We start from the raw sequence: 12,230 nt of genomic DNA on the forward strand, positions 1-12,230 counted from the left end.
GGCGTCGGTCTTCAGCGCCAAGGACGCGACGCCGCAGTTCATCACGCAGTTCGAAAAAGCGGCGAAGCTCTCCTATCTGCATTTCCAGCAACTCTCCGCGCCCGAATACGGCGTGCGGTGGACCCGGAATTACTCCCTCGACGAAGACGATTTGGGCGGGAGTTTCCTATTCAACCGCCTCGCCGCCCTGGCGCCGGAGCGTCGGACCGTACCCGCCGGCGAGCATCCCTTCGGCAGGTCGATCCTGCAGTACTGGGACAGCATGATGGTGGAGCCGCCGATCTACCTTCAGGCCATGATGGAGGACGTCTTCGCCGCCGGCGGGCGCATCGTCGTGCGTGACTTCAAGAGCCAGTCCGAACTCCAGGCGTTGAAGGAACCGGTGATCTTCAACTGCACGGGCCTCGGCGCGGGAGAACTCTTCGGCGACAAGGAGATGATCCCGGCGCGGGGCCAACTCGTCGTTCTGCTCCCGCAGCCCGAGGTGACCTACAATCTGGTCTCGAACTGGAGCTACATGTTCCCGCGCCGCGACGGGATCATTCTGGGCGGCACCTTCGAGCGCGGAAACTGGTCGACTGACGAGGACCCGGCCACCACGGCCAAGATCCTCGCTAATCACAAGGCGATGTTCGCGAAGCTGAAGACCTAGGCGTCCTTGAACAGGGCGCGGCGCGGTCCGAGGTAGCCGAATAGGAAGGCCGCGACCTTGCGCATCTGAATCTCCTCGGCGCCCTCCGTGATCCGGTAGCGACGGTGGTGGCGATAGATGTGCTCGAACGGCTTGTGGCGTGAATAGCCGATGCCGCCATGCACCTGCATCGCTCGGTCGGCGGCTTCGCAGACCAGGCGGTTAGCCCAGTAGTTGCACATCGACACCTTGTCGGAGAGCTGCTTCTCGACCTCCTTGTGGGGCATGTTGTCCATGTCCCAGGCGGTCTTGCGGATCAGCAGCCGCAACATCTCGCACTGGGTCGCCAGCTCCACCAGCGGCCACTGGATCGCCTGGTTTTCGGCCAGCGCCTTGCCGAATGGCTTGCGGGTTCGGGCGTACTTCACGCTCTCCTCGATGCAGAACACCGCCGCCCCCAGCGACGACGCCGCCTGGCGGATGCGGTTCTGGTGGACGAATGACTGGCCCAGCCCCAGGCCGCGGTCGATCTGGCCCCAGTAGCTGTCCTCCGGCACCCAGACGTCGGTGAAGCTGACCCGCGGGTGGTCGGTCGGCATGTTGAAGGTCCAGAGGTATTCCTCGACCTTCACGCCGGGCGCGTCGGCCGGCACGATGAAGCAGGTGATGCCGGTGGCGTCGCCGTCCTTTCCCGACGTCCTGGCGAAGACCATCACGTGGGTGGCCACGTGCATGCCGGTCGTCCACATTTTCTCGCCGCGAATCAGCCAGCCGGGCTGACCGTCCTTCTCGTGGGGGACCGCCGTGGTTTCCATGAAGGTGGCGTCAGAGCCGTGGTTGGGCTCGGTCAGGCCGAAGCCGGTCCGCATCTGCCCGGCCAACAGCTTGTCGCCGTCGCGGGCGTACTGGGCGTTGGTGGCGAACTCCTTGAACATCAGGATGAAGGGGTTGTTGCCGACGATGGAGTGTTCGTTCTGCAGGTCGTTGTGCAGGCCCAGGCCCTTGGCGGCCAGGTGCTCGCGGATCACCGCCATGGCCAGGTTGGAGCCGTCCTTGCCGCCCATCTCCTTGGGCCAGGCGAAGCGCAGGTGACCGGCCTCGTCGGCCAGCTTGCGGGCCTTGGCCAGCAGCTCTTCCCATTCCTTCTTGGGCAGGCCGCCGGCGTCCCAGTCGGTACGCTCGTATTCACGCCGATGGTCGAAGTAGCGGATGTTGTCGTCCTGCTGCTCCAACGGCTTGATCTTCGCCTCGATGAAGGCGTCCAACTCGGCCAGATAGGCCTCGATTTCGGGCGGCATGCTGAAGTCCACGGCGGTCTCCTCCTGGGGGCTGGCGCCGGCTCGAAGTCCCGACGCTCGAGTTGTTTGAAACCACTCTAACCCAGGTTTCAGCTTCCGCCGGGTCAGGGTGGGCGCAGGTCATTTCGGCGTTTACACACGATCAAATGACCTTCCCAATCGGCAGGTCGGATCAGTGGGAAGGCGCCGCGACGTCATGCAGGGCGAGGTTTTCGAGGCACTGAAAGGGCTGGCTCCGACGCTGGGCGGGGAGGGGGCGGAGATCGCCGATCTCCAGCGCCTGTCGGGCGGCGCCAGCATGGAGACGTGGGCGTTCGCATTGGTCGGCGGGCGGGGCCGTGAGGAGTTGATCCTGCGCCGCCGCTCCGGGCCCTTCGATCCGGAGGCTGCGCGTTCGGTGTCCCTTGAGGTCGAGGCGGCTCTGATCACCGCGGCGTCGGCCGTCGGCGCCCCGGTCGCGCCGCTGGTGCATCTGGCGCGCCCGCAGGATGGCCTGGGCGAGGCGCACATCACCCGCCGCATCTCCGGCGAGACCCTCGGCCGCAAGATCGTCTCGGACCCGCGCTTCGATGCTGTGCGGCCCGGTCTCGCCCGGCAGTGCGGGGCGATCCTGGCCCAGATTCACTCGGCCACGCCGCCGGCCGGTCTCAAAACTGTCGACGCGCTGGAGGAACTGGCTCGTTACGAAGAGGTCTATCGTAATTCCGGCGCAGAGCGCCCGATCCTAGAGCTGGCCTTCCAGCACCTGAAGAAGCACCCGCCGCCGCCGCGACCGGCGGTGCTGCTACACGGGGACTTCCGCAACGGCAATCTGATGGTGGACCCTGAGCAGGGCGTCGCCGCCGTCCTCGATTGGGAGCTGTCGCACATGGGCGACCCGGCCGAGGATCTGGGCTGGATCTGCGTGAATTCCTGGCGGTTCGGCCGCAGCGACCGCCCGGTTGGCGGCTTTGGCGAATATCGCGACTTGCTGGACGGCTATGTCGCGGCGGGCGGGGAAGAGATCCCGCTGTCACGGGTGCTCTATTGGCAAGCCCTCGGCTCGCTGAAGTGGGGCGTGATGTGCCTGATGATGTACGCCAGCTACGCCAACGGAACCGAAGTCTCGGTCGAGCGGCCGATGATCGGACGCCGGGTGTCGGAAACCGAGATCGACCTCGTCACCTTGTTGGAGAACGGGCTGTGATCGACCATCCCCGCGCCGAGGAGCTGTTAGACGCCGTCGCCGGCTGGATAGACTGCGTTCGCTCCGAGCTCAATCCCCGGGATGCATTCCTGGCCCGGGTCGCCGCCAATGCGCTGAGCGTCGTGCGGCGCGAACTGCTCCAGGGAGGGGCGGCGGAAGCGGCCGCCACTCAGCGGCTGTCGGAATTGCTGGGCCGAGATGGCTCCCTGCCTGAACTGAACGCTGACCTGTGCGCGCGCTTGCGGGAAGGGGCGATGGATCGCGACACGCCCGGCCTGCTAGCGGCCCTGAAGGCCAATATCGTCGAACAAATCGCCATCGATCAGCCGAACTACGCTCCGGAGCCCGGGCGCCTGGCGTAGGAACCCGGTTCTGCGGCGCGGAAATTGCGATATGACCGCGCCATGAGCGAGAAATTGCATACCCCGCCGGCCATGAGCTACGGTGACTATCTGGGCCTCGACACCCTGCTGTCCGCCCAGCGGCCACGTTCGGACGAGCACGACGAACTGCTGTTCATCATCATCCACCAGGCTTCCGAGCTGTGGCTGAAGCTCTCCATCCACGAACTGGCGGCCGCCCGTCAGCACATCCGCGACGATGACCTAGGCCCAGCCTTCAAGATGATCGCCCGGGTCAGTCGCATCCAGGGGCAGTTGATCCAGTCCTGGGACGTGCTGGGGACCATGACGCCCAGCGACTATCACGCCCTGCGCCCGCACCTGGGCCAAAGCTCGGGCTTCCAGTCATTCCAGTATCGGATGCTGGAGTTCCTGATGGGGGCCAAGGACGCCTCGATGCTGCGGGTCCATGAGACCACCGAGGTCCATGGCGTGCTCGAAACGGCCCTGGCGGAGCCTAGTCTCTATGACGAGTGCGTTCGGCTGTTGTCGCGACGGGACTTCGATATTCCGGCCGAGCTGCTGGAGCGCGATCTGCGTCTGCCGCACGAGGCCAACGCCGCCGTCGAGGCCGCCTGGGTCAGCGTCTATCGCGACCCGGAACGCTACTGGGATCTCTATGAACTGGCCGAGAAGCTGGTCGATCTGGAGTTCCGCTTCCAGCAATGGCGCTTCGCGCACCTGAAGACCGTCGAGCGGATCATCGGGTTCAAGCAGGGCACCGGCGGCAGCGCCGGCGCTGCCTATCTGGCTAAAGCGTTGGAAGGCTCGTTCTTCCCAGAGCTGTTCCGGGTCCGCACCTCGCTCTAATGCGGGGCGGAGGGGGCCAGCAACCTGGCGACCGCATCGCCCAGCGAACTCGACAGCAGCGGTTTTTCGACGATGCCGACTCCGGCCTGCTGGGCGCGCAGCCGCACTTGGCGGGTTGGTTGGGTCGTGATCAGCAGCGCCGGCAGCGAGACGGCGCGGCGGCGGAGGGTTTCGACCAGCTCTAGGCCATCCATGCCCGGAAGCTGATAATCGACTACCAGGCAACCGGTGTCGGGAAGGTCCTGGCGGGCGGCCAGGCTCTCGGCATCGGCATAGGTCTCGACCGCATAGCCCTCGATCTCGAGGGCGAACTTCAGCGACGTGCGGATGGCTGGATCGTCGTCGACGAGCAGCAGCGGGGCGGGGGCAGGCGTGTCGATCATGGCTGAGATCGGCGAGACCCAGGCCGACGGCCCAGGTCCCACGCTTCCTTTCGACTAGGCGGCGGCTTTCCAGGTTGGTTCCAGCACCGCATGCGGTGGGCAGGGGGCGACCGGGATTTGCGGCAGGCCGATCAGTTCGTTGGCGTAGCCGTGGTTGACGTCGCGGTGGTGAGCCTCGTCGGCGCGGACCACCAGGACCACATCCCGCAGCGTCGCGGTGTCTGGCAGGCCCCAGTAGGTCTTGGCGATCTGCGGCGCCGGCACGTTCGCGGAGCGGCCCTCGTCGATCTCGGCGAGATAGTGGGTGTAGCTGATCACCGCTTCTTCCTCGAAGTAGCCGACCACCCGGTGAGCGGTCTTGGGAGAGACGAGATAGAGGCCGAAGAAGAACAGGTAGAAGACCCATTGCACCGCCACCACGACGAAGCGTTCGAAAGCGGTGGGCTTGCTGACCTCGATGAAGGTCATCAGGTGCATGCGCTCATTCTCGGCTTCGTCCATCAGGGTCTTGATCCAACCCTTGTCGTCGCACATCCGGCGCAGGCACTTCAGGTGGTTGAGGGTCGCGCCGACCATGCCGGGCACGGCGGCGACGGTCTCAAGGACCACGGCGCGGTGGCCATAACGCTTGGCGAAGAAGGTGTCGGCGCAGAAACGCAGCAGTTTCACGAACCCGTAGGCGATCTGATCGGAGGCCCCGACAGGCTGGTGATGAAGGGTGGCGTCTACGGCGGGGGCGGTCATATCAGGCTCCTGGTGACCCTGTGGCCACCCAACTGGCGGCGAGTTCATGGCTACCGATAAGTTCCGCCAGGCTTGGACAACATCCGTGTCTTCCGCTTAAGGGGAATCCCGTAACTCCTGTTGACGATCGGTCGGGCTATTACCTCTCCAGCGAACCAAAGGAGCCGCAGGCTGCAGAACAAGGCGTCCAACCTCTGGACCGGCGTCGCCGTGGCGATTCTGGCGACAGCGGCCGGCGTCTTCGCGCACCTGATCCTGCAGCCCGTCGTGGGCGAGCGAGTCGCCTTCCTGGTCTTCGTGCCCGCGGTGGTCATGGCCTCGGCCTATGGCGGGGTCGCCCCTGGGGCCTTGGCTTCCCTGTTTGGGCTCGGCTGCGGATTAGCCCTGGCGACGCGGGTGGAAACGCTCGGCCGCGCCGACATCGCCAGCGCGGTGGTGTTCGCCGGCGTGGCGGCGGCGATCGTCACGGGCGGGGAGTGGTTTCAGCGGTCCCGGCGCGAGGCCGCTGCGATCAACCGCGATCTCATCGCCCGCGAAGCCCATCTGAGTTCGATCCTCGACACCGTCCCTGACGCCATGATCGTCATCGACGAACTCGGCGTCATCCAGTCCTTCAGCAGCGCCGCCGAGCGCCTGTTCGGCTGGACCTCGGCCGAGACGGTCGGGCGCAATGTCCGTTTGCTGATGCCCGCGCCCCACAAGGAGGCGCACGACGGCTATCTGCAACGCTACTACCGGACCCACGAGCGCCGGATTATCGGCATGGGCCGTGTGGTGGTGGGCGAGCGCAAGGATGGCTCGACCTTCCCCATGGAGTTGGCGGTCGGCGAGATGCGGACCGAGGGTGGCCGGTTCTTCACCGGTTTCGTCCGCGACCTGACCGAGCGCCAACGGACCGAGGCGCGGCTGCAGGAGTTGCAGTCGGAGCTGGTCCATATCTCCAGACTGACGGCGCTGGGTGAAATGGCCTCGACCCTGGCCCACGAATTGAACCAGCCGCTCTCGGCCATCGCCAACTATCTGCGCGGATCGGTGCGTTTGCTGGGGGCCGAGGACATCCCGCGCGACCGCCTCACCGAGGCCTTGGAAAAAGCCAGCGAACAGACGTTGCGCGCTGGCGAGATCATCCGCCGACTTCGGGACTTCGTTTCGCGGGGCGAGACTGAGCGTCGGCTGGAAAGCCTGCCCAAGCTGATCGAGGAGGCCGGCGCCTTGGCCCTGGTCGGCGCCAAGGAACACGGGGTGCGGGTCCAGTTCGACCTCGACCCGGCCGTGAACCTGGTCCTGGCCGACCGGGTGCAGATCCAGCAGGTGGTGCTGAACCTGATCCGCAACGCCATCGACGCGATGGAGGCCTCGCCGCGTCGCGAGCTTCACGTCGCCGCCCGCCCGGTCGAGGAAGGGTTTGTCCAGATCACCGTCGCGGACACTGGAGCCGGAATCAGCCCGGAAGTGGCCGACCAACTGTTCCAGCCCTTCATAACCACCAAGCGTCATGGCATGGGGGTGGGCCTGTCGATTTCGCGCACGATCGTCGAGGCTCATGGCGGTCGGATTTGGGCCGAGCCGACTCCCGGCGGCGGCGCGAGCTTCCATTTCACTTTGCGCAGCGTAGCAGACGAGGAACTCGATGGCTGAACTGGTGCATGTGATCGACGACGATCCAGCCGTTCGCGACTCCCTGTCCTTCCTGCTGGAGACGGCGAAGCTTGAGACCCGTGTCTACGACTCGGCGATCGCCTTTCTTGAGGCCTTGCCCGACGTCACCAGCGGCTGCGTCGTCACCGACGTACGCATGCCTGAAATGACCGGCATCGAGTTGGTCAGGCGGCTGAAGGCGCAGGGTTTCACCCTGCCGATCATCATGATCACCGGCCACGCCGATGTGCCGCTGGCCGTGGAGGCGATGAAGGCCGGCGTCGCCGATTTCATCGAAAAGCCGTTCAACGACGACATCCTGCTTGCCGCCATCGCCACGGCGTTGCGGAGCGGCGAGGAGGGTCGGCGCGGCGCGGCCGAGGTGGCCGAGATAACGGGCCGGCTCACGTCGCTGTCTGGACGTGAACGTGAGGTGCTGGACGGGCTCGTGGCCGGTCACGCGAACAAGGTGATCGCCTTCGATCTCGGCATCAGCCCGCGCACGGTGGAAATCTACCGCGCAAACGTCATGACCAAGATGAAGGCGGCCAGCCTGTCGGAATTGGTGCGCATGGCCATGCTGGCCGAGCGCGCCTGACCGCTCATTTGCGAGCGGGAGCCTTGTCCAGGGCGCACCAGATGCCGGCTCCGCCGAGGACCAAGGCGAAGGTGGAAAACGAGACCACAACCAGCGTCAGGTAAAGGGTTTCAAAAGTCATGTCTGAGCTCCTTTGAGTGAACTCACCGTGGCGCTTGGCCGCCGTTTCGAAAATTCGGGACACCTCCTTAAGTAGTCTTACGGATCGCCCGCGCGGCGTCTTTTCGACTGATCGGCTCGGGGGGCTAACGACTCGGAAAGCTCAACCGTGGATCTATGATCGGCCTGCACCGATTGGAGTGACGCCGATGAAGTCTGTCTGGCGCAGCCGGGCGGCCCGCGTCCACACCACGCCGGTCGCGACCGATGGCGACTTTGTCGCCTCGCAATTGAGTTGGATGCGGATCATCGCCTTCCGTCGGCGCGACCGGCTGGCCATTATTCCAATGAGCGTCTTGGCGGCGGTCGGGGCCTGGGTCTGGCTGGGCCCGAGTTTCGCGGCGGCGTGGTTGGCGGCCAACATACTGATGATCGGAAGCAGTTGGGCGCTGTGCGATCTGGCGGGGCGTCAGCCGGCGCCGGCTCGACGCTGGGAAGTGATCGTCGCGCTGGCGACAGCGGCGCAGACTGCAGCTTACTGTACCTTGCCCTTCGCCCTGATCGTGGGCGGCTCTCACACGGCCTTGGCCGGCGGTCTCGTCATGATGGGCGCCATCTCGCTCAGCGCGGCCGACGAGTTCGTGATTTCGCGCCGGATCGGTGCGGCTTCGTTGATCGTCAGCTTCGTCACCGTGATGTCCAGCCTTACCTGGCTGGGCGGGGTGGCGGTGTGGGTCGAGATCCTGCTCGTTCTGCTCGCCGTCTGCGGCTTCTTCACCTACGTGCTGCAGGCCGCCTTCAAGCGCCGGAATATCGAGCGCCGGATGGCCCTGGCGCTGCAGGCCGCGATCGAAAAGGAAACCGAGGCGGCGGACGCCAATGCGGCCAAGAGCACCTTCCTGGCGACGATCAGTCACGAGATCAGAACGCCGCTGAACGGCGTCCTCGGCATGGCCCAGGCGATGTCCGCCGATCATCTTTCAGACGCCCAGCGCGGGCGTCTGGGGGTCATTCAGCGCTCGGGCGAGGCCTTGACCGAGATCCTCAACGATGTGCTCGACCTCGCCAAGATCGAGGCGGGCCGGCTTGAGATCGAGACCGTGGAGTTCGAGCTGCGCGAAGTGTTGCACGCGTCGATCGCCGCCTTCGCACCGGCGGCCGCAGCCAAGGGGCTGGAGCTGCATCTGGAGATGGGGGAGGGCGCGCCCGGCGTCTATCGCGGTGATCCGCTCCGGCTGCGGCAGGTGCTCTACAACCTGATTTCCAACGCCGTGAAGTTCACGCCTCGGGGCGAGGTCCGGGTTGCGGTCGCCAGGGTCGGGGGCGTGGTCCAGGTCGCGGTCAGCGACACTGGTCCAGGGATTCTGGAAACTCACCGCGCACGTTTGTTCCGCAAGTTTGAGCAGTTGGATACGACGACCACCCGTCGCCACGGCGGGACCGGCCTCGGGCTGGCGATCTGTCGCGAGCTCTGCGAGCTCATGGGGGGAACCATCTCGGTCGAGAGCACCGACGCGGACGGCTCGACCTTCATCGTTAGCCTGCCGTTGGAGCGAGTGGGCGACAGGCTGGAGGCCTCGGCCAACGATGAACCGGCGCAACCGGCGTCGATGACGTTGCGCATCCTGGCGGCGGAAGACAACGAGGTGAACCGAACCGTGCTGACCGCGCTGCTCGCCCAGATTGGCGTGAGCCCGACCATCGTAGAGGATGGGGCCCAGGCGGTCGCCGCTTGGGAAAGCGCGCCATGGGACATGATCCTCATGGACGTCCAGATGCCTGTGATGGACGGCGTTTCAGCCGTGAGGGAGATCCGCGCCCGCGAGCGGGCCAGCGGTCGTCCTCGCACGCCCGTGATCGCCTTGACGGCCAACGCCATGGTCCATCAGGTCACTGATCTGAAGGCGGCGGGAATGGATGATCACGTCAGCAAGCCGATCAAGGTCGCACGTCTGTTCGAGGCCATCGCCCTAGCGGCGCGCGGCCTTGATCATGGCGAGGACGAGGACGTTCGCTCGGCCAGATGATGTGGGCCGTCGTCTGGTGCGCCGACCTCGCCGCCTTGAGCCCGGTCCTAGTTATCCCCGCGTCTTCAGGAGCGGCCGAGCGGTTCCTCGAGACGTCGCCCGCATCGACCTAGCGGGCGAAAGCGTTGGCGCGACCAACGCTTTGGCGGTGGGCCGATCAAGTCGGCTTGCCCAAATTCGTCGATGCAGGGCCAGTCATGGCGGCCTTTCGGCGCGCCGCCCTTGGTTTGACGCCGATGAGCAGCTAACCAACGCTTCCTGCGTGAACGGTCGTCAACGTCCACAGGCGTGGGCGCGGGCGGGGGGAGGTTGAAGTTGCTGGATCGACTGTCTGCTGGGCTTGGCCTTCGCCCAGCTCCCGATCTGACGCTTCCCCTGACACCGGACCCAACCATCACGGATCTCGACCTCGATTTCGTCGTCGTGGACGTCGAAACCGCCTGCTCGCGGACGTCCAGCATCTGCCAGATTGGCATTGTCGGCTTCGCGGGGGGCCGGGAAGTTCTGACCTATGAGAGCTTGATCGATCCGGAGGACAGGTTCGACGCGTTCAATACGCGGCTCCACGGCATCGGTGCGAAGCATGTGCGTGGCAAGCCGAACTATGCCCGGCTGCACGGCATGATCTCGGCCCACTTGGGGGGCCGCGTCGCTGTCGCCCACTCGAACTTCGACAGGACGGCGCTGGGGGCGGCCTGCGCCCAGGCAGGGGTTCCAGCGATCGACGCCCGTTGGCTCGACAGCGTTCGGGTCGCCCGTCACGCTTGGCCGGATCTGCCAAGCCATAAGCTCAACGTCGTGGCGGCGCATCTTGGTCTGGAGCATCGCCACCACGATGCGCTGAGCGATGCGCGGGTGGCTGGCTGGGCGATTCTGAAGGCGATGGACCACACGGGCATCGACCTTGATGGTTGGATGGCGGGCCCGTGGCGCAAACAGGCAGCCAAATCTTCAAGGTCGCCTTGGCCAACGCCTGCGGAAAATGGTCCGCTGGCTGGAGAGCGCGTGGCGTTCATGAGCCGTCACAGCGACCCAGAGTTGCCGGCGGTCGTGGCTGACGCCGGCGGCCGGATCATGTCGGGCCTCGGCGAGACCACCACGCTCCTTGTCGTCGCCGCCGCCCGACCATTCACGTTCGGAATTCGCCGTAGCGCGAACTATCAAAAAGCCGAGGCCCTCATCGCCGCAGGCAAGCCGCTCCGAATTTTGAGCGGGGAAGAACTTCGCGTTCTTGCTTCGGCGGGCGCCGGAGCTTCAAGGCCACCTGAACTTTAGGCTCCCAGCCTCATCTGACTATCAGGGTCGAAGCGCCTCGCCCTGGACTCCATCGGCATTCGCTGAAAAATGCAGCTCCGAGCGAAGGCGTACGTTGGGCGCTAGACTCCCGTCACGGAAGGCCCGGTCTACAAAGGGTCCGTGGAGGACCTGAGATGAAGCTCGACAACACCGTTTCCGCAGTCATCACCGGTGGCGCATCGGGCCTAGGCGCCGCCACGGCCCGCCGGCTGGCGAGCCAGGGCGTGAAGGTGGCGCTGTTCGATCTGGACGTAGAGCGGGGCGAAGCCCTGGCGAAGGAGCTTGGCGGGGTGTTTTGCCAAGCCAATGTCAGTTCATCGACCGAGGTGGACGCAGCCTTTGCGAAGGCGCGCGCCGCTCACGGCCAGGAGCGGATACTGGTGAACTGCGCCGGCGTCGGGGGCGGGGCCAAGACCGTGTCGCGCGACAAGCAGACGGGCGAGATCAAGGAATATCCGCTCGAGAATTTCGAGCGAATTGTACAGATCAATTTGATCGGCACCTTCCGCTGCATCACCAAGAGCGCGGCCGGAATGCTGACTTTGCCCGTGCTGGATGACGGCGACCGGGGCGCGATCGTCAACACAGCTTCGGTGGCTGCTGAAGACGGCCAGATCGGACAGGTGGCTTACACAGCCTCCAAGGCGGGCATCGTCGGCATGACCCTGACGATTGCGCGTGACCTCTCAAGCGAGGCGATCCGCGTGAACACCATCCTGCCCGGGATCTTCGATACGCCACTGCTGGGGCGCGCCGCCGAACATGTGAAGGCTGGCCTGGCCGCCTCTGTGCCGTTCCCCAAGCGGCTTGGAGTAGCCGAGGAGTTCGCCCAGCTGGCCGAGACCATGATCACCTGCGGTTATCTGAACGGTGAGGATGTGCGTCTCGACGGCGCGATCCGCATGCAGCCGCGCTGAGGCTGCGCGCCCGTCGTGACGGGACGAGTTTGCAAACCGACCCGTGGCGTTTGCACCGAAGGTGAACAGCCAACTTGTGGGAAAGTTTGGAGGCCTGACCGAGAATCGAACTCGGGTGCGCGGATTTGCAGTCCGCTACGTAACCACTCCGCCATCAGGCCGCCGCCGGCTTTTGGCCGGGGAGGGCGGATCGCTAACAGAA

Annotated in this window: 12 protein-coding genes and 1 tRNA gene; 9 read left to right on the forward strand and 4 right to left on the reverse strand. The window is 65.4% G+C overall.

Features of this window, described 5'->3' with window-relative positions; translation table 11 throughout:
* A partial coding sequence (locus Q8M13_RS15950) for an FAD-dependent oxidoreductase (protein ID WP_305301031.1) occupies positions 1 to 652 on the forward strand: 652 nt, incomplete at its 5' end.
* Here the strand turns inward: Q8M13_RS15950 and Q8M13_RS15955 are convergent.
* A complete protein-coding gene (locus Q8M13_RS15955; protein ID WP_370870081.1) occupies positions 649 to 1,941 on the reverse strand; it encodes an acyl-CoA dehydrogenase family protein in 1,293 nt (430 codons plus the stop codon). The genes Q8M13_RS15950 and Q8M13_RS15955 overlap by 4 nt on opposite strands.
* 184 nt (positions 1,942 to 2,125) lie before the next feature.
* Between Q8M13_RS15955 and Q8M13_RS15960 the strand changes: the two genes are divergently transcribed.
* From Q8M13_RS15960 to kynA, 3 genes are read left to right on the forward strand one after another with little or no spacing between them, the layout of a single operon-like run.
* Positions 2,126 to 3,115 carry a phosphotransferase family protein gene (locus tag Q8M13_RS15960; protein WP_305301032.1) on the forward strand — a complete coding sequence of 330 codons (990 nt, stop codon included), beginning with the start codon at positions 2,126 to 2,128 and terminating at the stop codon, positions 3,113 to 3,115.
* Complete coding sequence (locus Q8M13_RS15965) at positions 3,112 to 3,477, forward strand: DUF6285 domain-containing protein (RefSeq protein WP_305301033.1); 366 nt, start codon at positions 3,112 to 3,114, stop codon at positions 3,475 to 3,477. Before Q8M13_RS15960 ends, Q8M13_RS15965 begins: the two co-directional genes overlap by 4 nt.
* Before the next feature lie 42 nt (positions 3,478 to 3,519).
* Positions 3,520 to 4,326, forward strand: coding sequence for a tryptophan 2,3-dioxygenase (gene kynA, locus Q8M13_RS15970; protein ID WP_305301035.1), 807 nt, complete (start codon positions 3,520 to 3,522; stop codon positions 4,324 to 4,326).
* On the opposite strand, the gene Q8M13_RS15975 is transcribed toward kynA, so the two are convergent.
* Both Q8M13_RS15975 and Q8M13_RS15980 read right to left on the reverse strand, forming a co-directional pair.
* Positions 4,323 to 4,709: a response regulator transcription factor gene (locus Q8M13_RS15975; RefSeq protein WP_305301037.1), complete on the reverse strand. Its 387-nt coding sequence runs from the start codon at positions 4,707 to 4,709 to the stop codon at positions 4,323 to 4,325. The genes kynA and Q8M13_RS15975 overlap by 4 nt on opposite strands.
* A gap of 54 nt (positions 4,710 to 4,763) precedes the next feature.
* The gene (locus tag Q8M13_RS15980; RefSeq protein ID WP_305301038.1) at positions 4,764 to 5,453 is read right to left on the reverse strand and encodes an alternative oxidase; all 690 of its coding nucleotides are present in this window, start codon (positions 5,451 to 5,453) and stop codon (positions 4,764 to 4,766) included.
* A 210-nt stretch (positions 5,454 to 5,663) separates the two neighbouring features.
* Between Q8M13_RS15980 and Q8M13_RS15985 the strand changes: the two genes are divergently transcribed.
* From Q8M13_RS15985 to Q8M13_RS16005, 5 genes are all read left to right on the forward strand, one after another.
* A complete protein-coding gene (locus Q8M13_RS15985) occupies positions 5,664 to 7,091 on the forward strand; it encodes a PAS domain S-box protein (protein ID WP_305301039.1) in 1,428 nt (475 codons plus the stop codon).
* On the forward strand, positions 7,084 to 7,689 hold the full coding sequence (fixJ, locus tag Q8M13_RS15990; protein WP_305301040.1) for a response regulator FixJ: 606 nt from the start codon (positions 7,084 to 7,086) through the stop codon (positions 7,687 to 7,689). The genes Q8M13_RS15985 and fixJ overlap by 8 nt, the downstream gene beginning before the upstream one ends.
* Before the next feature lie 308 nt (positions 7,690 to 7,997).
* On the forward strand, positions 7,998 to 9,815 hold the full coding sequence (locus Q8M13_RS15995) for an ATP-binding protein (protein ID WP_305301041.1): 1,818 nt from the start codon (positions 7,998 to 8,000) through the stop codon (positions 9,813 to 9,815).
* 315 nt (positions 9,816 to 10,130) lie between these two features.
* Complete coding sequence (locus tag Q8M13_RS16000; protein ID WP_305301042.1) at positions 10,131 to 11,090, forward strand: exonuclease domain-containing protein; 960 nt, start codon at positions 10,131 to 10,133, stop codon at positions 11,088 to 11,090.
* A gap of 155 nt (positions 11,091 to 11,245) precedes the next feature.
* Positions 11,246 to 12,028, forward strand: a complete 783-nt coding sequence (locus Q8M13_RS16005; protein WP_305301044.1) for an SDR family NAD(P)-dependent oxidoreductase — start codon at positions 11,246 to 11,248, stop codon at positions 12,026 to 12,028.
* An 87-nt stretch (positions 12,029 to 12,115) separates the two neighbouring features.
* Here the strand turns inward: Q8M13_RS16005 and Q8M13_RS16010 are convergent.
* Positions 12,116 to 12,189 (reverse strand) — tRNA-Cys (locus tag Q8M13_RS16010).
* Between the last annotated feature and the right edge of the window lie 41 nt (positions 12,190 to 12,230).

The organism is Phenylobacterium sp., assembly GCF_030681155.1.
In the GTDB taxonomy this organism is placed as follows: Bacteria; Pseudomonadota; Alphaproteobacteria; order Caulobacterales; family Caulobacteraceae; genus Phenylobacterium.